The 21327-nt window shown below is 44.7% G+C and carries 19 protein-coding genes, 1 pseudogene and 1 other annotated feature; of the genes and pseudogenes, 9 read left to right on the plus strand and 11 right to left on the minus strand.

Annotated features, from left to right (window positions below):
* Window positions 1-162: 162 nt before the first annotated feature.
* Both KAI37_RS05140 and KAI37_RS05145 read right to left on the minus strand, forming a co-directional pair.
* Window positions 163-1245 carry a bifunctional 3-deoxy-7-phosphoheptulonate synthase/chorismate mutase gene (locus KAI37_RS05140; protein WP_013309063.1) on the minus strand — a complete coding sequence of 361 codons (1083 nt, stop codon included), beginning with the start codon at window positions 1243-1245 and terminating at the stop codon, window positions 163-165.
* Between the two features lie 87 nt (window positions 1246-1332).
* Window positions 1333-1604, minus strand: a binding site (T-box leader).
* 464 nt (window positions 1605-2068) lie between these two features.
* Window positions 2069-2329, minus strand: a complete 261-nt coding sequence (locus tag KAI37_RS05145) for a hypothetical protein (RefSeq protein WP_025723196.1) — start codon at window positions 2327-2329, stop codon at window positions 2069-2071.
* Window positions 2330-2512: 183 nt separating this feature from the next.
* Between KAI37_RS05145 and KAI37_RS05150 the strand changes: the two genes are divergently transcribed.
* Together KAI37_RS05150 and KAI37_RS05155 are read left to right on the plus strand one after the other, a co-directional pair.
* Window positions 2513-2800, plus strand: a complete 288-nt coding sequence (locus KAI37_RS05150) for a hypothetical protein (protein ID WP_023987328.1) — start codon at window positions 2513-2515, stop codon at window positions 2798-2800.
* A 132-nt stretch (window positions 2801-2932) separates the two neighbouring features.
* A complete protein-coding gene (locus KAI37_RS05155) occupies window positions 2933-4822 on the plus strand; it encodes a sensor histidine kinase (RefSeq protein ID WP_076293425.1) in 1890 nt (629 codons plus the stop codon).
* 99 nt (window positions 4823-4921) lie between these two features.
* On the opposite strand, the gene KAI37_RS05160 is transcribed toward KAI37_RS05155, so the two are convergent.
* The 4 genes from KAI37_RS05160 to KAI37_RS05175 all read right to left on the minus strand — a co-directional run bounded on the left by KAI37_RS05160 (window position 4922) and on the right by KAI37_RS05175 (window position 8544).
* Window positions 4922-5158: an NHLP leader peptide family RiPP precursor gene (locus KAI37_RS05160; protein ID WP_013309068.1), complete on the minus strand. Its 237-nt coding sequence runs from the start codon at window positions 5156-5158 to the stop codon at window positions 4922-4924.
* Between the two features lie 75 nt (window positions 5159-5233).
* The gene (locus KAI37_RS05165) at window positions 5234-6169 is read right to left on the minus strand and encodes a hypothetical protein (protein WP_220030847.1); all 936 of its coding nucleotides are present in this window, start codon (window positions 6167-6169) and stop codon (window positions 5234-5236) included.
* 175 nt (window positions 6170-6344) lie between these two features.
* Window positions 6345-7418, minus strand: coding sequence for a polysaccharide deacetylase family protein (locus KAI37_RS05170; RefSeq protein WP_220030848.1), 1074 nt, complete (start codon window positions 7416-7418; stop codon window positions 6345-6347).
* A gap of 37 nt (window positions 7419-7455) precedes the next feature.
* A complete protein-coding gene (locus KAI37_RS05175; protein WP_220030849.1) occupies window positions 7456-8544 on the minus strand; it encodes a glycoside hydrolase family 11 protein in 1089 nt (362 codons plus the stop codon).
* Window positions 8545-8920: 376 nt separating this feature from the next.
* Here KAI37_RS05175 and KAI37_RS05180 point away from each other — a divergent pair, with 376 nt between their 5' ends.
* Window positions 8921-9397: a hypothetical protein gene (locus KAI37_RS05180; RefSeq protein ID WP_071639792.1), complete on the plus strand. Its 477-nt coding sequence runs from the start codon at window positions 8921-8923 to the stop codon at window positions 9395-9397.
* Between the two features lie 87 nt (window positions 9398-9484).
* Here the strand turns inward: KAI37_RS05180 and KAI37_RS05185 are convergent, their stop codons facing one another.
* The 3 genes and pseudogenes from KAI37_RS05185 to KAI37_RS05195 form a co-directional block, all read right to left on the minus strand.
* Entirely contained in the window at window positions 9485-9979 is a 495-nt protein-coding gene (locus KAI37_RS05185; RefSeq protein ID WP_071639793.1) for a hypothetical protein, read from the minus strand.
* Window positions 9980-10073: 94 nt separating this feature from the next.
* A complete protein-coding gene (locus KAI37_RS05190) occupies window positions 10074-10580 on the minus strand; it encodes a DJ-1/PfpI family protein (protein ID WP_071639794.1) in 507 nt (168 codons plus the stop codon).
* Between the two features lie 207 nt (window positions 10581-10787).
* Window positions 10788-11195, minus strand: a pseudogene (locus tag KAI37_RS05195) (AbrB/MazE/SpoVT family DNA-binding domain-containing protein).
* Between the two features lie 198 nt (window positions 11196-11393).
* Between KAI37_RS05195 and KAI37_RS05200 the strand changes: the two are divergent.
* Both KAI37_RS05200 and KAI37_RS05205 read left to right on the plus strand, forming a co-directional pair.
* On the plus strand, window positions 11394-12791 hold the full coding sequence (locus KAI37_RS05200; RefSeq protein ID WP_220030850.1) for a helix-turn-helix domain-containing protein: 1398 nt from the start codon (window positions 11394-11396) through the stop codon (window positions 12789-12791).
* 226 nt (window positions 12792-13017) lie between these two features.
* Entirely contained in the window at window positions 13018-13203 is a 186-nt protein-coding gene (locus tag KAI37_RS05205) for an aspartyl-phosphate phosphatase Spo0E family protein (protein WP_076293429.1), read from the plus strand.
* Between the two features lie 268 nt (window positions 13204-13471).
* Here the strand turns inward: KAI37_RS05205 and KAI37_RS05210 are convergent, their stop codons facing one another.
* Window positions 13472-14698 carry an acyltransferase gene (locus KAI37_RS05210; RefSeq protein WP_071639797.1) on the minus strand — a complete coding sequence of 409 codons (1227 nt, stop codon included), beginning with the start codon at window positions 14696-14698 and terminating at the stop codon, window positions 13472-13474.
* 218 nt (window positions 14699-14916) lie between these two features.
* Here KAI37_RS05210 and KAI37_RS05215 point away from each other — a divergent pair, with 218 nt between their 5' ends.
* The 4 genes from KAI37_RS05215 (at window position 14917) to hcp (ending at window position 20646) form a co-directional block, all read left to right on the plus strand.
* Window positions 14917-15924, plus strand: a complete 1008-nt coding sequence (locus KAI37_RS05215) for a substrate-binding domain-containing protein (RefSeq protein WP_023987342.1) — start codon at window positions 14917-14919, stop codon at window positions 15922-15924.
* Window positions 15925-15961: 37 nt separating this feature from the next.
* The gene (locus tag KAI37_RS05220; protein WP_104411460.1) at window positions 15962-17959 is read left to right on the plus strand and encodes a cache domain-containing sensor histidine kinase; all 1998 of its coding nucleotides are present in this window, start codon (window positions 15962-15964) and stop codon (window positions 17957-17959) included.
* Window positions 17910-19211 (plus strand): response regulator, encoded by a 1302-nt coding sequence (locus KAI37_RS05225; protein WP_071639799.1) that lies wholly within the window; start codon window positions 17910-17912, stop codon window positions 19209-19211. The genes KAI37_RS05220 and KAI37_RS05225 overlap by 50 nt, the downstream gene beginning before the upstream one ends.
* Before the next feature lie 142 nt (window positions 19212-19353).
* Entirely contained in the window at window positions 19354-20646 is a 1293-nt protein-coding gene (gene hcp, locus KAI37_RS05230; RefSeq protein WP_220030851.1) for a hydroxylamine reductase, read from the plus strand.
* Between the two features lie 41 nt (window positions 20647-20687).
* Here the strand turns inward: hcp and KAI37_RS05235 are convergent, their stop codons facing one another.
* A complete protein-coding gene (locus tag KAI37_RS05235; protein WP_023987345.1) occupies window positions 20688-21035 on the minus strand; it encodes a helix-turn-helix domain-containing protein in 348 nt (115 codons plus the stop codon).
* Between the last annotated feature and the right edge of the window lie 292 nt (window positions 21036-21327).

Genomic DNA, 21327 nt, shown 5'->3' on the forward strand with positions numbered 1-21327 from the left:
GAATTAGGCATAAAAAAAACCTAAATGTATATGTGTCTCAACAAAAGTTGAGCATATATACATTTAGGTTTTGCCTGCATGATCAGTCACAATCCTGATTCAATTTTACATCATTGTCCGAGAAAATGAAAGCGGTTTATGAATCCGGGCATAAAATTAATTTTACGCTTTGAATAAACCGGATTCTTTGACTTCAGACAGGAAGTTGTGGAACTCAGGAATGTTCAGCTGTTGCTGAGCATCAGACAAAGCGACTGCCGGGTTCGGATGGACTTCCACCATGATACCGTCAGCTCCAGCAGCCAGGGCAGCTTTGGCGCAAGGGGCCAGGATGTCCTTACGTCCTGTGGAGTGAGTCACGTCCACCAATACAGGTAGATGGCTTTCCTTTTTCAAAATCGGAACAGCGGAAATATCCAGTGTGTTACGCGTCCATTTTTCGTACGTACGGATACCGCGTTCAATCAGCATGACTTGCGTGTTACCACGGGAAACGATGTATTCAGCAGCATGAAGGAACTCTTCCATTGTGGCAGCCAGTCCGCGTTTGAGCAGAACCGGAGTTCTAGTTTCACCTGCAGCTTTGAGCAATTCAAAGTTGTGCATGTTGCGCGCACCAATTTGAATAATGTCGATGTATTGGATCGCTTCCTCCAAATGTCTTGGATCGACGATTTCACTGATTGTAGCCAGCCCGAACTCGTCGCCTACACGTTTGAGAATTTGCAGTCCTTCCACGCCCAGTCCTTGGAAATCGTACGGAGAAGTACGTGGTTTGAACGCGCCACCACGAAGAATCGGCACACCGGCTTCCTTGAGAGCCGCACCTACTTCACGAGTTTGCTGGTAGCTTTCCACCGAGCAGGGACCTGCGACCATGATGGAGGCTTTGCCGCCCACCAGCGTATCTTTAACCTTAATAACTGTGCTATCTGGTTGATTTTTGCGGCTGACGATCAGATGTTTTTTGTGTTCTTCTTTTTGATAGTTCAAAGAAGCCTTGAAAATATTTTTGAACAGCTGGCGAATCGTAGCATCGTCAAAAGGCCCACGGTTAGCCGCGATCAGCTTGTCCAGCATTTGTTGCTCACGTACCGGATCAAAGTCAGGTACCCCTTGAGCTTCCTTCAATTTTCCAAGTTGTCCCGCCAGTTCAGCGCGTTGGGACAGCAGCTCCAGCAATTGCAAATTTGTAGCATCGAGCTGTTCACGCAGCAGCTCCAAAGAATTTTCGTTTGTAGACATACAGTACACCCTTCCCGAATTTAAATTTGTTTTTTCTGTCAGTTCATAAACTTTTCTTGCAGAAAATAACACAAAAAGGCACTCGTCGCAAGGGACGAATGCCGTGGTACCACCCTAATTACAGAAGTATACATACGAATCGTCAACGTCGTTCAGTCGACGGCAGTAACTTCTGAGCTTGATGCCCGTAACGGGGGCTTCCGGAAACCTCTACTGCGGACAAAGGAATGAATCCGTCTGTCGGTTCAAGGCTCGACTCGGGAGTGAATTTCAACGCGGGATTGCGGTACGCTCTCAGCAATTCGTACCTTTCTGTGGGAATCCGTTAGACGTTTACTTGTCTCCGTCACTGTCTTTGTTCATGGTATTCAAAAGATTTGACCTTATTTTAAACAAAGTAGGTGCAGAAGGCAAGCCCTGATTATCAGGTTCAAGTTTTTGCTCTTGAATTGCTGCCCTTACAACATGTGAAGTTCAAAAGGGTGCACTCAAGCCATGTGTATCATCTGTGTGGCTTGGGTAGCACCCTTTTGGCATTCTCTGTCTGTCCTTTCATTTTCCTTGATCCCTGGGTTCGGGCTTCGCAGATGCGACTCCTCGTGGATTATCTTCGGCCGAGATATCATCTGTAGTTGTCTTGTCCGCGGTCCTACGTTCGTCTGCTTCCACGGGATTCAAGGTTTTGTAGCGCTTATACTCCATATCGGCCTGAGACATCGGATCTTTATACATAGGAGATCAGTCAACTCCTTTCTGTTATACACTTCATTACCCGCATAGCAGAATGGGTAACCGTTTTCTTTCACCCGATAAAATGAAGTGGTTAATCCAGCATATCGTCGCTGTCCAGTTGCTCTTCTTCGTCCCCATCGGTACCATTCAGCAAATCGGTACCATGCAGGAATTCAGCAGGAGCAGAAGGATCGACAGGACTGTTCGGTGTCAGTTCATCGGCATCGGGGACGTCCTCCAGAGGAGTATCCGGCCCTTCAGTAAGATTCTCCCAGTTGGTTTCTGCATTTTGCAGAGAAGGCTCGAAATCATTGTCATGTAGCTCAGTAGTTCGATCATCACGATTGGCCATGCTGCTCAGCTCCTTTACTTTTTGTTGCTTATTCCGACCTTACCCAAACAGAAGAACGGCTAAACCTTGAGTTAGTGTGTCTGTAGGAAGTTAAAATCATGCGAATAGGGATATGCCCATTCTCAATTAGCGTTTTTTTGGTAACTGCTGTGATATGATAAAGAAGATAGGGAGGGATATGAATTGGAATGGTACATGTTTGGTCCGATGATTAGTCGTATCCGAGTAGGTCAAAAGGCATCTACCCCGGGATTTTCCCGCACCCTCATTCGGCGCCCAGAAGGCTTATACTGGACAGATGGCGGACAAGCCGGAAAAATAGTAGAAATACGCGATTATTTATTTTCCGATATTTGGACGATCTATGAAGATGAAGATTGTGAACCATGGTTGGGGCTTAGAGAGCAGAAGGAGCGGCGCGAACAGGAAATGATCATTAATCAATATGAAGATTTTACAAAAAATGAGTAAAAAGAACATGATACCCTTCTTATGAAGAAGGTATGCACATCATCGTATAGAATAATATAATTTCAGGACGTAAAAAATGTTAAAACGTATACAAACTTGTAAATCCTACTATGTAACTTTGAGGTGCTTAACATGAGGCATGTGCCCAAAGCTGTCGCCACCCTGCTAGCGGTCATTGTGTTGCTGTTGTCGCTGGGCCACTCCACCTATGCGGCCAAAATGACCCCGGAAAGGGATTATAAAATACCCTCCTGGGATATGAGATGGGGAGCGGTAAACGAGGATGGCTCTTTAGATGAGGTAAAGGACCCTAGCAAGATCTGGATGCATATTGAAGATGATACACAACTGCTTAGGCAGCCCGGCAATATAGGCTCCGCCTGGATTCGTATTAAGTTACCTTCGCTAAATGACGAAACGCCAGCGGTACTTTTTGAAAATATTTATGGCAGGCATATTACGCTGTATAAAGATGGGACCAATTTTTACGAATCCTACCGTGGGTACAATTATGAGAATAATCGTATTCTGATTCCGCTGAAGCCGGAAGACAGCGGTAAAACATTATACATATGGACGGAAAGCAGTAAGAATAGACTGGGCATTATCGGCAATGTGATGACCGGTGATTATCGTGATTTATTGGGAACCTTGGTCAGAATGGATGTTTTAGATATTGTACTGGGCAGTACGTTTATCTTTATCGCCCTGGTACTACTGATCTGCTCGTTTTTTCTGTTCCGTCCGAGTATGGCTATGTGGTTGTCCCTAAGTGCGATTGTATTGTCTATTGGTCTGATGATCGTAACGTATTCACCATTCTTGTATACATTCTATCGCGGCTATGGAAAGCTGTACTTACAACTTTTTGATGTGGCACTATTTATTCTGCTGCCTTCATTAGCCTACTTTTTTGAGCAAAATATCAATTCGATTATACTGATTCGTAAATTCAGAAAGTTGTTAACCGCCTACTCTTTGTTCTGCTTTACCATGATGATTGTAAATTTAGGAGCACAGGAGCGGTTGAACGATATATATTATTTTTTTAGTGTAGTGATCTTGGGTATATTACTCGTCGCCTTAATGATATTGCTGGTATTTGCTTCGGTTCGCATGGCACTTAAGGGTGATCACGAAGCGATCATTTTATCGACAGGCTTTGCATTTTTTGCAGTCATCTCTATCGGGGAACTGAGCTGGTTCTTTATTCTGGACGGACACTACAATATGTTTTTGTGGAAATGGGGCGTGTTCGGTTTTGTACTGGCGTTGATCGCGATTTTGGGCAGAAGACTGGCAGAAAAGCACAAGCAGGTGGTTCGGTATTCCAGAGAACTGGAGATGTTCAATAATGAGCTTCAACGTTCGGAGAAAATGGAGATTATTAGCGATCTGGCTGCATCTGTAGCTCATGAGGTACGTAATCCCCTTCAGGTTACACGTGGATTTCTTCAGTTGATGAGCAAGCAGGAGGATGGTAAAAACAAAGACTATCTACATATCGCTCTGGAGGAGCTGGATCGAGCTTCCGCGATTATTACTGATTTTCTGACTTTTGCCAAGCCAGAGTTTGACCAAACCAAAACGTTGACCATATTGGATGAATTCAAACATATTGAAGGAATCATCAGTCCAATGGCTAATTTACAAGGTGGAAAAATTTCACTGGATATTCCCCAGGAAATCAAAGTACGCGGGAATTCTTCCAAGTTCAAGCAGGCGTTCATCAATATCATCAAAAACAGCATTGAAGCGCTGCGAGACCAGGGTCATATTCATATATGGGCTTATGTGGACAACGGAGAAGCTGTCATTCATATTCGGGATAATGGTGAAGGGATGGATGCTCAGACTTTATCCAGACTAGGTGAGCCTTATTTCTCGAATAAGACAAAAGGCACGGGTTTGGGGATGATGGTGACTTTTCGGATTATTGAAACGATGAATGGAAAAATAACTTTTACAAGTGCAAAAGGGGTGGGAACGGAAGCGACCATCCGCTTCCCCGTAGCCGGATAATATCCGGCTTTTTTGCATTCGGAGAAAACGGAGGGAAGCTTGCTGAGCCCACCCACATGAGATTAAGGAGTATAGATTAAATAAGCATTAACAACCAATTTACCACATCGAGCGAGGTTTCTGGGATGCAGCGAGTACACCGGAGGGGTCTGGAGGAATTACCAGAAAAAACTGATCAGGCGTTTCCTCTAACGTTTTGATTTGGATATGATCGGGGATCACGACTCCTAACACATCACGAATTGCAGATTTGGGATCTGTCATCAGTTTCTCTCTGAAACTGGCATCCTCCCAAGCTTTTTGAATGACTTGTGTTTGAAGAACTTCAGTAGCCATCAAAAATCACCCTCTCATTCAATTGGTTATATTTACCTAGTCAGTATACCACGAAAGACTCAGAAAAATCTAGCATTATTTCATATTTTTGGAGAGCCAGTAATCAAGTCCGCCTCTTCTTAAATGCGAGCGTCCGCCTTCAATTTCCGCCGCCACTTCGCCCAGTTCTGCTGTGATAGAATGTGCAAAGCTACGTAGGCCGTGGATAGAAGGCTCCAGGGTCTCTAACTGTTGGACTGCTTGATCGGCAATGTTCACATAGCTGGCGAGCGCACCGCGTACATAAATCGCTTCCTGAATCTGTTTGGGTCCCAATCCTTCACAGTAAGCCGTCTTCTGCTCGGCACTGATATGGGACAAAAGACAGTTATAGCTATGTTCGACCAAATCTTCTGACCAATCCGCCCAATCATCCGACATTTGAAGCACGAGTAGCGCCAAGTCCGTCATATCTGTAATGATCTGGATCAGATCGGCACGGCCTGCAAGCAGTAAAGCACCCGTTCCAGCCATTTTTAATGGACTTGCTTTCAGCGCGACCTTATTTCTTTCTCCTTGAAAATAGTCCTCTGTTCCTTCGGATGTTACACTAACGGCCCATTCATCAACATACGCTCGGGCATATGACCAAAAAGGAGAGGTTGCAGGAAAAAGGTCCCGATATACGCTTAGACACTCGGTATAGAATAGCTGGCTTAAGGCGAGTTGCGTTTTACGGTTGTCTGCTGCTGTATCCATCACATCGTCTTGAATTAAATAGTGAGCCATGACGAACACGTTGCCAAGTGACAGCTTGCGGCATGTCTCGGGGGGCAGTTCGGTGAGTTCTTGCAGCCAAAATGGAAGCAAATAGCATATGTAATTACGCGTGCTGTCTTCCCGCAACGGATTAAAACGCGCCAGATAGTCCAAACCCTCTTGCTGAAAGGGAGCTGGAAACGTGGACGTCCGTTCCTCCGCTTGACGAAATACATTTTCCAATTCGTTTTTGTATGCAAAATACCATTCCATCGCTATCACCTGCATCTCTTATGAATATTTTTATAGCGATTTCTAGTTGTTATCCGCCATTATACAACAGATTGCAATTTTCAAGATTTTGTTATTTTTACATTGAGAATGTTGTGAAAAGGAATCGACAAAAATCCCGGCCGGGAAGATCCCGCCGGGATTTTGTTTTTTAAAATTAGATGATCTCCAAATAGTCAATATAAGCATCCCATGTTCCATCATCGGCTGTTACAACAAGCTCAATCTCTTGATTTCCGGTGCCATGGCTGACATTGTTTAAAGTATAGACCGCAGGACTGCTCCCGCCGAAGTAGAAGGTACCCTTCGTTTGACCACCAATTTTCAAGTCAACTTTGGCCATGTTGGAATTATTTGAAGCACCACGGAGTGAAAAACTATGGGTGCCACTGGTAAAATTCTGTGTGAATTTCACTGAATCATTGTTGGAGTATAAAGCCACTCCGTTGAACGGCGAGCTGATATTTGAAGTGTACTGCCCGCCTTTGGTCATATTCTCTGCTTCCACTTTTGTGCCTTTGTTTGGCGGCGTTTCGCCGTCTCCACCATCAGGCGCTACCGCCCGGCCATTGCTTGGTGAGATCATACCAGAGCAAAGGTTACGGTTTTTGAGGTTCTGTGCAATTTGTGGAATCGCTTGAAGTGTAGTCTGGTACTGATCATGCATCAGCATCACATCGCCGTTTTTAAGGTTGCCCGCGGCAGCTACGATCTGTGCAGTGGAGGCGCCGTTCCAGTCTTGGGAGTCAACGTTCCACAATACTTCGGTAAGACCGTTTTGGGTCTCGATGGATTTGAGGGTTGCGTTTGTTTCGCCATACGGAGGACGGAACAACTTTGGTGCCGTGCCAGTAATGGACTGTATCGTTTGCTGCGTTCGTGTAATTTCCGATGACATCTGCGATGTGCTCAGTTGTGTCATATGCGGATGTGACCATGAATGGTTACCGATCCACATGCCTGCTGCCTGCTGTTGACGTACAAGCGAAGAATTGTTTTGCGCGTTTTGTCCAAGATTAAAGAGCGTCGCGCGTAAACCGTTTTGCTTCAGAGCACTAAGCAGCGCTTTAGTGTTAGAGGGATTGGGACCATCGTCAAAGGTTAACGCTACATAACCGTTCGAGCAATCAGCCGCATGCGCTTGGTTGCTCGAGATCACCAGCGAGCCAGTGAATAAAGACAAGGTGATTGACATAATTGCCGTCCATTTTCCTGCTTTAGCTATAAACAAGGCTGTACCTCCTTAACAATTTTAATAGATAGTAAGGTTAGTTGATCTCCAAATAATCAACATAAGCATCCCATGTTCCATCATCGGCTGTTACAACGAGCTCGATTTCTTGGTTTCCGGTGCCATGACTGACATTGTTTAGAGTATAGACAGCAGGGTTGCTTCCACCGAAATAGAAGGTCCCCTTTGTTTGTCCACCGATTTTCAAGTCAACTTTGGCCATGTTGGAGTTGTTCGAGGCACCACGTAATGAAAAACTATGGGTGCCGCTAGTGAAATTTTGCGTAAATTTTACCGAATCATTGTTGGCGTATAAAGCCACTCCGTTGAACGGCGAGCTGATATTAGAAGTGTACTGACCACCTTTGGTCATACTTTGGGCTACTATTTTTGTGCTTGTGCCTGGAGGAGTTTCAGTTCCGCCGCCGGAATTGCCGCCAATTGTAACTGTATTACTAGTTACATTAGCACTTCCACTGCTTTGGTATCCCTCTACAGTAAGTGAAGTTTCATACAACTTGCCCACTTTCATGCCCATGCTTTCCCATTTTTTGAAATGCTCGCTAACCGATATGGTTCCGCTTGTGCGTTTGGATGTCCGGACACTCCAATACTGTTGGAAAGTTGTTTTGTCTCCTTTAATGGAAGGCTGGTCTACCCGAGTGGTTTCATAAATATCATATGTTCCCCCGTCAACGTTAAAGGTGCCCTTGGATGTTGCACCTGGTGGACGCCAGCTTCCCCAGCTATCGACGATGTAATATTCTACGAGCGGATCAACTGCCCATCCATAAACGCACAAATACGAATTACCATTTGGCTGGTAGTCGGCATTGTAGTTTACCGAAATATTTCCGATTTGCTGGTGTGTCTTGGTTTCGTCGAATTTTTTGCCTTTACGGAATAATGCATTTCCAATGTTACTCCACTGGGCACTGAACGCACCCCCATTATTAAGAGTCATACTTGTGTTCCCGTGATCTTTCCACAATTCATAGTAGTAGTTGTCATGGGTACCGGTTTGGTTCGAGGTGATCGTTGTTGCCGCCTGTGCATTTACTGCGGGTAAGATAAGCGAAAAACAAATCAAAATTGATAAAAATAACCGTATTCTTTTTTGTTTCATTGGACTTTCCTCCTTGTGTGTAATTGCATGTAGTCTGACTATGATGCAGTGCATTCTGTAGTAGCTTGATACAACATTTCCTTCCAAAAATTTAATTGTAATCGATTACAATTGGATTTTATCATATTTGCCCTAATATTTTACCTGAAAAATTTCGAATTATATTGTAGAAAGTTTAGTACTTCATTCTTACTTACCCTACATGATAAGGTTTCCAAGGAGTGCGTTCAGATCGAAGATTGGGGTGTAACCGTGATAGAAATGTTCATGAGCTCGTATTTTCCCGGTCTTGTGACTACTTAATAGTTGAAAATACGAATAAAAATACAGGAAAGAGAAAATATTAAATTAAAAAGGGTGAAAGAAGGGCCTGAATATGAAAAAACAATGGAAATTAATCACTGCTACCCTGTATGGAGGAGTGATGATGTATGGTAGTGCAGGGATGATCGAAGCTGCTGGTATAAAGACAAGCCCCCAGATGCAAGCTCTTACTCCTAGTAACTCTATTCAGGGTGAGGCTGATCCAGGGCGCATGCAGTCACAGGACTGCCATCGACAAGGACATGCTTATAAGCACGGGCATGGCAAACGGCCTGGAGGCTGGGACCATCATCTGAACGAAAAAGTAGCCAAACTATTGGGTATCACTCCTGTTCGCTTAGAAAATGAGCTGGGACAAGGCAAATCGTTGTCCGACATCGCTAAAAGCAAAGGAATTAATGAGGAACAGCTTATAAATAAGCTGAAAAATGAAATGACCGTCGATCTGAAACGGCTCGTCAACCGCAAAGGGCCAATTACATTCGATCGTAAGTCCGGCACTTCGAATGAAGCTCAATTGAAGCGTTAGCAGGGGATACCGTGGCATATCTTCATCTTGAATAAGTCGAGGAGCAGATCGTTTGACAACAAAAAAAAGGATGGGGGAAACCCATCCTTAAATTGCAACTTCCTTATCGTGTACGATGTCATATTTAGTTACTTTGCCAGTGTATTTGTCTACGTAATAGAATCCATAAGTTGCAATGTGATCAGGGAAATCTTCGTAAGCTCTTAAAGAGTATTTTGTTCCTTCCAAACCTTCAACCATTACATTTAAATTGTATTTAACAGCTTCGTTTTTTATTTTATCAAAAAGAATATTGATCGCTTGATTTTCTGTAATAATATTTTGCTGTTTACCTAAATACAGTTTATTATCAATGAGGCTGATTTGTCTGCCTTCTGCAATTCCAATATCTTTAACAGAGATGTATGTGTTTCCGTTGTAAATCAAGGCCTCGGCAGTATTCTTTTTTGTACCCTCTAAAAACACATCAAACTTTTTCACAACAGCATTTACGCTTGTTCCAGATGCAGCCATTGCGGTTGCACCTGTAATCATCGTACCAATGGTTAAGCCCACTAATAGCCCCTTTAATTTGTCATTCATTTTAATTACCCCTTTATGTATGCTAATTTCCTTATTAATAATATTCTAAATATCACCATACATAAAGTGATTGTTGTGGGGGAGAGCAGAAGAGTCAACTATCTTTAAAGAGCTTAAAAAAATCAATGGTTTCTCTTAAATCTTCATCATCCGTATAAATGTTCATCACCTTGCCTATTTCAATTGCAAAGTCCACATACTTATTTGGTTTAGCCGCAATGATGTTCTTGTGTATCTCCAGACCCGTTGGATGATTCACAGGACTTTTATAGGAGACACCTGCTATCTCCAGTAATTCAGTGGCAGAACAAATGGTCGCTATCACTTTATTATCATTATTCAGTGTATTGATTAAAGCTAGGAGTTGCTTGTTCGTCTTTAATTGAGTGTTATCTCCACCAGGTATAATTAGGAGTTGAATATCCTCGGCAGACACTTCATCAATGGCCACCGAAGGCATAACTTTAAAATCCTCATAGGAAATCACTGGGTCTTTGGTTACCCCAATCGTAACAATGTCCCCTTTGGTTTTCATAAAATAGGTTGCTAACATAATCTCAAAACTCACATAACCATCATAAATTAGAACATGTGATTTCATTCGTACACCTACTTCAACATTAGTTTTTAGCTTTGAGTCCGTTAAGTGCGCCTTTAGGAAGTTTACATATAGTGAAAATATATCACCTAGATAGGTTTAATTCCATAATTTACAGCAAATATAGAGTTGAAAGTTTAAATAACCAGTCGCACAAAATCAACCAGCGACTGGTTATTTAGCTTCGCTAGAATATGAGCTGAGCGGCACCTATAATAGCTTTTTAAGCTGGGGAATACGGTCTTGGGATACGCCAAGCCATTCAGCATATTCACCTTGCTTGGCTGCTGGATGCTCACGCATAAGTCTTCTTAGCTTCTCAACCAAATGTTGTGAAGGCGACCGATGTGCTATTTAACTTACACCTATGTTTCCCTTCAGATCGTTTATGCATTTTTTACATAAAAATGAATCCCTGAAATAGCTTAAATCCTGGATCGAATAGCATAAGTGACAGCAGACTCCAATATACTTCCGCATACTCAATAAACCTGTTTCACAATCTAAATAAAATTCTAAAGACTCACCAGCTTGAATACCCATAGAGGTTCGCATCTCTTTAGGAATAACAATTCGACCTAACGTATCCAATGGACGTGTCATGCCTGTATTTTTCAAATGATCTTCTCCTTTCATAGTCCAACATCCAATGATCTCCTAATAAAAATATAAAAATCAATAAAGTAAAAGCATTTATGTTTGTTCCAAAAGATGGTATTATCGTGAAGGAAAATCAATAATTATACTATTAGTTTCCAAACTATATTGTTTATTGAAATTGAAATTCTATGAAAATGCTGAAAGGGTGGTTTGTCCATGGAAATCACACCTACGATACAGGCAGAAATTCAAACTTATCTGAAACGAAAAGGTTTAACGATGACCAAGTTTGGTCACACGATTGATTTGAATGTAGGTACAGTTAGTAGCATTGTGACCGGTAACCGATCTATTTCTGTTCACCAACTGGATAGTATTACTGCGGGAATGAATTTACCACCGGATTATTTTTACGAACGTTATATTGAAGAATGCCTTGAAGAATCTCCGCTAAACTGGAAAAAAATCAGCCCTTTCCTATACCGATGTATTGAACTAGGACGACTGGACTGCTTACAGCGAGTGGTAATTCTGTTATTGGATAACCCTAATTATCTGCCATCACTCTTTGAAGTTGCCGAAAATGTATACAAAGACGGTTACAATGAAGCAGCGGCATACCTTTACAAAAAGGTGGCTGAAAGTGAGAAGCAGCAGCATTCAGAGCGATTGGCGATCTGCCAGTATCGTTTGTTCCAAATCAATATTGGACAAGATAGAGCTGTAAATCTTCAGGCTGCCATTGAATTTGCCCCTTTTGTTGATCGTTTAGACGAGATAGAGCAATTAGATGCATTAAAAGATTTGGCAAACGTGTACAGATCATTAAGCATGTGGGACAAGGTGTATGAATTTTCATCTCAAATGGGTCAAATGGGAAAGATCCAATATAATTTGGTTAATAACTCTAAGCGAAAAGGAACAGAGCCACGAAAAAAGCTAAGCAGGCCACTGTTTGTATACATAGTTTACTCCGAGTTGCTGTGTGCTAATGCTTGCGATGCAAAAGGTGATCATGAACAGGCATTAGAACATATTCGAGGTTATGCCGATCTAAGTTGGGTGAAGGAGAAGGATCCTGATTCACTTTATTGGAAGAAGCAATATCAACAATGGGCGAAAATTAATACGTACGTCAACAGGCTTATGTCCGGGGATATTAGTGTTCTCCCCGATTACGTAGAACATATGGCTGCTGAAAATGAGATTTTTTCCGAGCTACTAAACGTCCTTGAAGTTGCTAATCGGTACAATGTAGATGTAGACCATATCCTTAAGCGTTTTGAATCCCAAATTGCAGCGTATCAGGAACCGTTGTCTTCTGACATGTATACACAACAAGTTTTACCGGAAGAATACGTACGCTTCTGGTATAAAATGGCTAAGTATAGCCTATATAAAGGTAGATATCCATATGGTTTCAAATGTTTAATAAACGCGTTTGAAAAAGCTGTTACAATTAACCATGTACTACTTATTGCCAATTGTTTTGGATTATTTTTTCATTTCAAAACACATGCGGCTCCCGAAACACAGACACAGTTCCAATCTATTTATGAGGAGGTGTGGGAGAAAAATGATCAAAAGGATGGCTTTCTTCTTGGCGGTAACTAGCTTTTTACTGGTATTCACAGTACCAGTCCAAGCTGGAAATCTAAGCCATGACACGATCCAAACACAAGGACACGTTGGTGGATCTTGACCAAGCACTAATTCATTACCCTGGACCAGCTTATTGCTGGTCTCTTTTTGTATTATTTTGTAATTTTTCGGCTCAAAAAAGATTATGACGTATTTGTACATCCCTCCTTAAAATGAAATTCATTAGGAGGTATGCAGGATGAGCAGGTATGAAACGGTGCCGTTAATTCAACAGATGGAACACGCCAGACAACAATTGCATGATCTTTACGAAGAGTATGGCTTCGGACATGCTTGTGTACTTCAGCAGTCTATGCTTTTGGATGAACTGATTAATCAGTACAACCGTATGTTTCAGACCAAGAAGCTGCCTCACTATGTTTAGGGCTAGATCATTAACAACGACGATATTATGTTCAGTACATCCTCTCCCTTCTTTGTTATGCAAAACTGTAACTTTTCCCGCGTAACGTTTATGATTATTCTATATAATGACTTATTTTAAAATAAAATACATATTCATGTCATAAAATGTTAATCTTTTTTTTGAGGGGACGGCATACTAAGGCAACAAAAAAAGCAGAGCTCAATAAGTGAGCCCTGCCCAAATCCATTGGAATTATAACCCCATGCTGAAATACAGACGCACAAGATTAGCCAAGCTCCTGCGTGCTTTTGGAAGCACGTTTGGAGGAAAGAAACTGGAAACGAAACGAATGCCAATTCAATCGCTGTCTGCCTTTAGAGCCAACAATCCAGTTGCCGCCAGGCAGATGGGCAAAGAGCCAGCTTATGCCCAGAGAAACACTTGCCACGACGATAAACGTAATGAGCGTAGCTGTAAAATGATGATCGCCCAGTGCAAGCGGGCGGGTGTAGTAGGATATGAAGGCCAGCACGAGTGCATGGGCCAGATATCCTCCAAAAGAATAACGTCCGATCCAGTTCAGCATACGGCGAAACGGCTCGGATCGCGTATCTTTTTGCAAATGGAGCAGCAGTCCGTACAATAAAAGCAACTGCGACACAATTAGAACAAAGGTACTTGGCTTCAAATAGGTCGAAATATTAAGATTGATCGTATCGCCCGACTGGATCAGCATCGTGTGACCCATGAGCATGAACAAACCAATAAAGACAAATACATTCCACGGCAACGTCTGTTTGGCCAGTCCACGCCAGGTGTCTGTCATGTAAGCACATACTGCGCCCAGCATAAAATAGAAAAAGTACATGACAAAGTTATAGGTGCGATAATCCAGCAGAGTCTGCCAAAAGGACGGTAACCGAGTGCTCCATGCAGACATGTCATAGTAGGACCATTGTAACAGCAAAGCATAAACCGCAGCGGCAATCAGCATAATAGCCAAAACAAGCTGTTTGCGTCTTTTCGTGCTGTAACGACGTAGAAACGCTTGAACCTGCCCGGCTGCTTTTGAAAATAAAGGAAACAAAATATAAAACTGAAAGATCATCACTACAAACCATAGATGATATCCGCTGACGGGGATGATCATTTCCTCGAACATACCTTTGTAAAAGTAAATATTTCCCCACTGCGCCGTTGACCAGTTTTGAGTACATACCCAATAAATAACAGTCCAGCAAAGGAAAGGAACATAAATATCTCGAAACCGCCTGCCAATATAGCGAGGATAGCCAATCGGTTTGTTGCCGTTATAAAAAAGCAGCGCCGCAGACAGGAAAACGAACGTTGGTGTGCCAAAACGTGTCAAATGATACAGCATCGCGAGCATAACAGAATCTGGCTGTTGGATGTCGCTGCGATAAATATATTCGCCAATGCAATGCTGAAGCACAACAGCGAGGTAGGCAAGGCCCCGTAGTTCTGTCCACTCCGCGATACGCGGCTTACTCATCCATATCACTCCTTTTCCGCAAGATACGCACATGTTTTTCCTAGCACAATTGTAGGTATTGTAACGTAGAAACATTAGTGCAGGATTAACGCCACCTGAAAGTAAGAAGAGTGAAGTAGTTCCATTTTGATATGATTGCGTTTACAATCTAAGTAAAACCAGAATAAATTAAAGTGAATTTATAACTTAAGGATACACACAGGAAGAGGAGAGGAAGGATGAAAAAAACGCTGCTGGTATATATGCTGTTGATTGCGGCCTTTGCTCTCTATGTGTTCAGGTATGAACAAACGGGCCCGTTGAATGGCACTTGGGAGGATAAGGGGCTACGAGGCAGCATCGGAGAAACCTATATGATGATTACCTTCCAGTCTGGTTTGGAGTATTGGAAAAGTGGGCTCAAGGGCTTCGAGGATGCCGGGGATGCGCTGGGGGTGACTGTGGAGTATCGGGGAGCTACCCGTTATGATGCGCAGGAGCAGACGACCGTTATTGAGCAGGCGATTGCTCGTAAGCCCGCAGGGATTGCCATATCAGCGATTGATCCTCACTCTCTCATTCCGGTGATTAATAAGGCACTAGATGCGGGCATTCCTGTGGTGCTGTTTGATGCCGGAGCGCCGGGGAGTCGTGCGTATTCTTTTTTGGGCACGGATAATTATAAGGCGGGCGTGACCGCTGCAGATAAAATGGCAGAGCTGTTGGGACGAGAAGGCCAAGTCGCTGTTCTGACACTGCCTGGACAGCAAAATCATGAAGAACGCTCGCGTGGCTTTCGTGATACCATTCAACGGCAGTATCCTGCCATGAAGGTGGTGGAAGTCGCAGATGGCCGCGCAGACGCGATGGTCTCCCGGGATGAGTCGCAAAGGCTGATGAAAGCTTATCCGAAACTGGCGGGCATTTTTGTGACCGATGCAACGGGAGGAACAGGTGTGGGTGAAGCGGTATTGAGTCAAAAAAACAGCCATCCGCTGAAAATCATTTCTTTTGATACGAATAAAGCGACACTGGATATGATTCGTGGTGGGACGATCTCGGCAACAATTGCCCAAGGAACATGGAATATGGGCTATTGGTCGCTTCAATATCTGTTCCATCTGCATCATCATTTGACGATTCCTGCACCTTCTTCCTCTGGCGACAACACTCCGCTGCCCGTGCGGGTAGATACTGGGATTTCCGTGGTCACCCGGGCGAATGTAGATGATTATTATGCGAAATAAATTTTGGAAGCGTATCCACTTAAGGGTGCACCAAACGATGCCTCGCTTACGCTTGCGCAATATGCCTTTACGCTATCAGCTCATGCTGCTGTTCCTGTTGTTTGGCATTGTGCCTTCGCTGGGATTAGGCCTGCTGGTCAATTGGACGGTGGAACGGATTATTGAGCGGCAGGTGGAAGACCATACGATGCAATTGATTGGCAAGGTGAACGAAGCACTGGACACCAAAATGGAAAATTTGCAAAACATGACGTATCTGATTGCTTTTAACCCCGATATCGGAGAGTTCTGGAAAGGGAAGACGCTGGCTGACGGCCACGCGGGTCATGCGAGTATAGTAACGCCGGAAAACCAGGGGAAGCAGACACAGAACTCGGTGCAAAATCAGGCTCTCAGCTCCAAGCAGGCATTAAGTTCTGTACAGGAGCAGGATACGCTATATGAAATGAAGCAATTTTTGCAGGGCTATACTACGTTATATCCTGAAATTGCAGGGATTCTGATCGTAAACGAAAAAGGCGACTATATCAGCAACGAAATGTACGCTAGAAGCACACGTAGCCTGACGGAAGAAGGCTGGTACCAACAGGCGGCGCAGCATGCAGGCATATTCACTGTGCTAGGACAGCCGAGCCACCGTAATGTAACGACTCATGTCCGGTACAAGGATAGTGAAATTGTCTCCGTCGTCCGTTCGGTTACGGATTCGGAAACCGGACATGTGTTAGGCGTGATTATGATTGACCTCAAGCTGAGGGCTGTGTCGCAGGCCGCCAGGGACGTAACCTTGGGCAAAAGCGGGTATTTAATGGTGACAGATGCTGAGGGGCGCAGCGTGTACAGGCCGGATATGCCTTTGATTGAGCGCATTCCGTCGCAATGGTTCGGGGCAGGTGACAGCGGGATGTTTACCCGTGAAGCTGGAGGCAGGGAATTGCTGTTCATGTTCAGGGCTTCCGAATTCACGGGCTGGAGAACGGTGGGGGTATTCCCGGCACGCGAATCTACACTGGAAGTGCGGCAAATTAAGTTCTATGTCGTCTGTTTTGTTTTTATTGTATGTCTGTTTGGATTAACGGCATCCTTGCGATTGTCGAGTTCCATTGCGCAGCCGATTTTCCGGCTGATGTCCTATATGCGGGCAGCAGAGACAGGAGATCTTACAGTTCGCCAATGGAGTGACCGTGGGGATGAAGTTGGAATGCTGGGGCGGAGCTTTAACCGGATGCTGGAGCAAATTCGCCGTCTCATGTCACTTAGCGAACTGAGGGAACGACAAAAACGGGATGCCGAGCTGCGTAGCCTTCAGGAGCATATTAAGCCGCATTTTCTATACAATACGCTAGATACCATTCACTGGATGGCTCGAAAAAATGGAGCAGACGACGTGTCCGACATGGTGGGGGCGCTATCGAGATTGTTCCGTCTCGGGCTGAGCAAGGGGGATGACTTTATTCCGCTGCGCTCCGAGATTGAGCACATATCGAGCTATATGCAAATCCAGCAAACCCGCTATCGTGACCGACTTCGCTGGGAATTGAATGTACCCGACGAGCTAAAGGATCTGTTCGTGTTGAAGTTAATGCTTCAGCCTGTAGTGGAAAATGCGATTTATCACGGCATCAAGGCCAGACGAGGCCCAGGCACGATTTGGGTAGAAGCTAAAGCCGAGGGCGACAAGCTGCTGCTGACGGTACGTGACGATGGCGCAGGGATGACGGCGGACCGTCTGCGTGAACTGCGTGAATGGCTGGAAATACCCCTGGAGGCGATGGAAGGAAAGCAGAAGCAAAAGGGAGTTAGTACCCATGGCAGAAGCTATGGCATGCTGAATGTACAAGCGCGTATCCGGTTGTCTTTTGGCGAGGAATATGGAATTGTACTGGAGAGCAAAGAAGGGACAGGTACCTGCGTGACGATCACTCAACCGTTGCTGCTGGATATGGCACAACTGAAGAAGCCTTATGAAAAAGGAGAGGGTCAGGATGACGAAATCACAGGCCACAGACAACTCGACAACGGTGAGTCTGATTGACCAGGCCATAACGGAAGTGACCATAGGGACGGCAAAACGTTACCAAGTATTGATCGCAGATGATGAGCCGATCATTCGTGAAGGAATACGAGATTGCATAGATTGGGCGGCACTGGGCATGGAGGTGGTAGCAGAGGCGGAGGACGGAGAAGAAGCACTGGAGCTGGTGGGTCAGCTTCATATCGACATCGTGCTGGTCGATATGAATATGCCGTTCATGGACGGGATTGAACTGATTCGGCGACTGCGGGAAGAGCGTCCGGAATGCCGCTGTCTGATCATTTCCGGGCATGATGAATTTGCTTATGCGCAGGAGGCTGTCCGACTTGGCGTAGAGGATTATATTTTGAAGCCGGTAAATGCGGATCAGCTTCATGCTGCGTTGTTGCGGCTTCGTCAGCGAATGGACGAAGAATACAAGCGTGCCGCCTATGTAGAACAAGCCGCCGGACAGATTGAACGGAATATTCCGCTGCTGCGCCAGCGGTTTTGCCTGGAATGGCTGGAAGGGCAACACACGGGAAAAGACGTCATGGAGCAGTTGGCGTTTTTACGGCTTCCATCGCGGCCGCCTGCTCAGATCGGTGTCGTACGGTGGCCTGCGGCAGAGGCCCGGCAGACGATTATGCGCGAGAATGACCGCCAGTTGTTTCTTTTTGCCGCTGAAAATATTATTGGCGAACTGCTGGAGGACTGCCCGCATGTGTTGTTCCGCGATGCGAACGGACTGATCGGCATATGCCTGTGGCAGGAGGCACCCGAGACGATAGGCGCTTCCATGGAGCAGGCGATTGGACGCTACCTGAATATAGCGGTTCATACGCATGTGGAGTCCAACGCGGGTGGACTGGAAGGCGCAATGGACGCATACCGGGTGAGTCGGGATCGTGTGTATGGCGAATCGCAGTTGTCTCCCATCGTACGCCGGGCTCGGCAGCTCATTCAGGAAGGTTACGCCGATCGGGAGCTGACGTTGGAAGCCCTTGCTTCGCGGCTACAAGTATCCGCCGTATATCTCAGCCGTGTGCTCAAAAAGGAGCTCAACGACAGCTTCGTGACCCTCGTCACGCGTGCCCGTATCCGTAAAGCGGTGCAACTGCTGGATTCCACGACGTTGTCTATCTATGATATAGCAGAACGTACGGGTTACGACAGTCAGCACTATTTTAGCACCGCCTTTAAAAAGACTATGGGTGTGTCCCCTGTGCAGTACCGTAAAGGCGGTGGAATTCAAGAAGACACGGTGGAGTAGGAATTGGCACGGGGGATGAGTCCCAAACTGTCTCATAATAAACTGTAAGAAAAAATGTGTGTGTAATCACACCTACGCATTCAGGGGTTTGTTACGCTGGGGATAACGAACAAATATCTATCAATATTTGGAGGAAAACGATATGTTTTGTTATCAGTGTGAACAGACGCCGAGTGGCGGGTGTAAAGTAGTTGGGGTGTGCGGGAAAGATGAGACGATAGCAAGCTTGCAGGATACGATGATTTTTGCATTAAAAGGGATTGCTGCCTATGCGACACATGCTCGTCAGTTGGGCTATAGCGATCCTGAGGTAGATCGCATCACGCATGAAGCGTTATATATGACCTTAACCAATTCTAACTTTAATGTACAAGAGCATTTGGAAATGGCGATGAAGGTCGGAAATGCGGCTGTACGGATCATGGATGTGCTGGATCGTGCGCATACGGATCGTTTTGGCATTCCGCAGCCGATTACTGTCAGCCAAAATAAAATCGAAGGCCAATGCATCGTCGTGACCGGACATAATTTGTATGCGCTGGAGGAATTGCTGCGGCAGACGGAGGGTAAAGGCATCAACATCTATACCCACTCAGAAATGCTGCCTGCTCACGGCTATCCGGCATTGAAGAAATATTCACATCTCAAAGGGAATATCGGTAAAGCCTGGTACGATCAACGCAGACTGTTCGAGGAGTTCCCGGGAGCAATTCTTGCTACAACGAACTGTGTTATGCCGATTAAAGGCACGTATGCAGACCGCTTCTTCTCTTATGAAGTTGCTGGACTAGAGGGTGTTGCCAAAATTGTGAACGACGATTTTGCTCCACTGATCGAGCGCGCGTTGGCCCTGCCAGCCGCAGATGTAGAGTCTGAACAGGTGCTTACGACGGGATATCATCATGAGACGGTTATCGGGCTGGCTCCTGAGATTATTCAGGCAGTTAAAGACGGGCATATCCGCCGTTTCTTCGTCATTGCAGGCTGCGACGCACCAGGCAAAGGCGGTAACTACTACCGCGAGCTAGCTACATCCTTGCCGAACGATACGGTTATTCTGACCACGTCCTGTGGTAAATTCCGCTTTAATGACGTGGATTATGGCACCGTTGGAGATACCGGCATTCCGCGTTATATTGATTTGGGACAATGCAACAATTCGGGTTCTACTGTGAAAATTGCTCTGGCGTTAGCGGATGCTTTCGGCTGTACGGTGAACGAGCTGCCTGTGAGCATTGTTCTGTCCTGGTTTGAGCAAAAAGCGGTCGCCATCCTGCTGGGCTTGTTCAGCCTCGGCATTCAGGATATTCGCATTGGGCCGAAGCCGCCTGAGTTTATTTCTTCTGGCGTACTGGATGTACTGGTGGAGATGTTTGGCTTGAAGCTAATTACTACCGCAGAGGAAGATATGAAAGCGATGTTGGCGTTGTCGTAAGAGGTTGGTGGGGAACTGCAAAGCGCAGTTCCTTTTTTGTTTCATCGTTCATCGATTCTTATAAAGATGTCCGTAAGAATCTTTAATGCCAGCTCAGTATCTTTGGATTCACGAGTTCTTAGGAGAGTCAAAATGGTTTTTATACTCGAATCTTCTTCGGTAAGCTCATCATTGTCCTTCACATATGTAAGCAACTGATAGACGCCCACGTTCAATGCCTTCGCTATTTTCTCCAGATTTTTCAAAGATATATTTCTCTCCGCTCGCTCAATGAATCCAATATAACTCGAATTGAATCCTGCTTTTTCGGCTAAAGCTTCTTGGGAAAGCCCTTTAGACTTTCGAATATCTCGAATACGTGTACCGACTAATTCTAAAAGTTCTGACATGATTACACCTCTCTATAGTAAGAATTTCACAAAATTCGATTCCAATCGCTCCAAAATGTAATATATAGACGAACGAGATCATCTCAATCTATATATTATTAATTGGAAGTCGCTTATTGGATTTTGCAAAATCCTCTAGTTAGAAGTGTAGAGAAAGAGTTACATCTAATTAATAAGTGTTAGTAAGTAAATTGAATTAAAAACTACTATATAGTAATATTTATTATGAAGCTTGTCCGGTAGCTAGAAAATTATACATCTTGATGGTTACATAATTGTGCTATGTTGCTCA

The organism is Paenibacillus sp. S25, from assembly GCF_019454085.1.
Taxonomy (GTDB): Bacteria; Bacillota; Bacilli; order Paenibacillales; family Paenibacillaceae; genus Paenibacillus; species Paenibacillus polymyxa_B.

Coding starts and splice junctions, on each gene's coding strand:
- KAI37_RS05165 (WP_220030847.1), bottom strand. CDS start 6,169: ATGGAATGGTATTTTGCATACAAAAACGAATTGGAAAATGTATTTCGT.
- KAI37_RS05235 (WP_023987345.1), bottom strand. CDS start 21,035: ATGTCAGAACTTTTAGAATTAGTCGGTACACGTATTCGAGATATTCGA.
- KAI37_RS05225 (WP_071639799.1), top strand. CDS start 17,910: ATGACGAAATCACAGGCCACAGACAACTCGACAACGGTGAGTCTGATT.
- hcp (WP_220030851.1), top strand. CDS start 19,354: ATGTTTTGTTATCAGTGTGAACAGACGCCGAGTGGCGGGTGTAAAGTA.
- KAI37_RS05220 (WP_104411460.1), top strand. CDS start 15,962: ATGCCTCGCTTACGCTTGCGCAATATGCCTTTACGCTATCAGCTCATG.
- KAI37_RS05145 (WP_025723196.1), bottom strand. CDS start 2,329: ATGGCCAATCGTGATGATCGAACTACTGAGCTACATGACAATGATTTC.
- KAI37_RS05200 (WP_220030850.1), top strand. CDS start 11,394: ATGGAAATCACACCTACGATACAGGCAGAAATTCAAACTTATCTGAAA.
- KAI37_RS05190 (WP_071639794.1), bottom strand. CDS start 10,580: ATGAAATCACATGTTCTAATTTATGATGGTTATGTGAGTTTTGAGATT.
- KAI37_RS05210 (WP_071639797.1), bottom strand. CDS start 14,698: ATGAGTAAGCCGCGTATCGCGGAGTGGACAGAACTACGGGGCCTTGCC.
- KAI37_RS05185 (WP_071639793.1), bottom strand. CDS start 9,979: ATGAATGACAAATTAAAGGGGCTATTAGTGGGCTTAACCATTGGTACG.
- KAI37_RS05215 (WP_023987342.1), top strand. CDS start 14,917: ATGAAAAAAACGCTGCTGGTATATATGCTGTTGATTGCGGCCTTTGCT.
- KAI37_RS05155 (WP_076293425.1), top strand. CDS start 2,933: ATGAGGCATGTGCCCAAAGCTGTCGCCACCCTGCTAGCGGTCATTGTG.
- KAI37_RS05180 (WP_071639792.1), top strand. CDS start 8,921: ATGAAAAAACAATGGAAATTAATCACTGCTACCCTGTATGGAGGAGTG.
- KAI37_RS05140 (WP_013309063.1), bottom strand. CDS start 1,245: ATGTCTACAAACGAAAATTCTTTGGAGCTGCTGCGTGAACAGCTCGAT.
- KAI37_RS05160 (WP_013309068.1), bottom strand. CDS start 5,158: ATGGCTACTGAAGTTCTTCAAACACAAGTCATTCAAAAAGCTTGGGAG.
- KAI37_RS05205 (WP_076293429.1), top strand. CDS start 13,018: ATGAGCAGGTATGAAACGGTGCCGTTAATTCAACAGATGGAACACGCC.
- KAI37_RS05175 (WP_220030849.1), bottom strand. CDS start 8,544: ATGAAACAAAAAAGAATACGGTTATTTTTATCAATTTTGATTTGTTTT.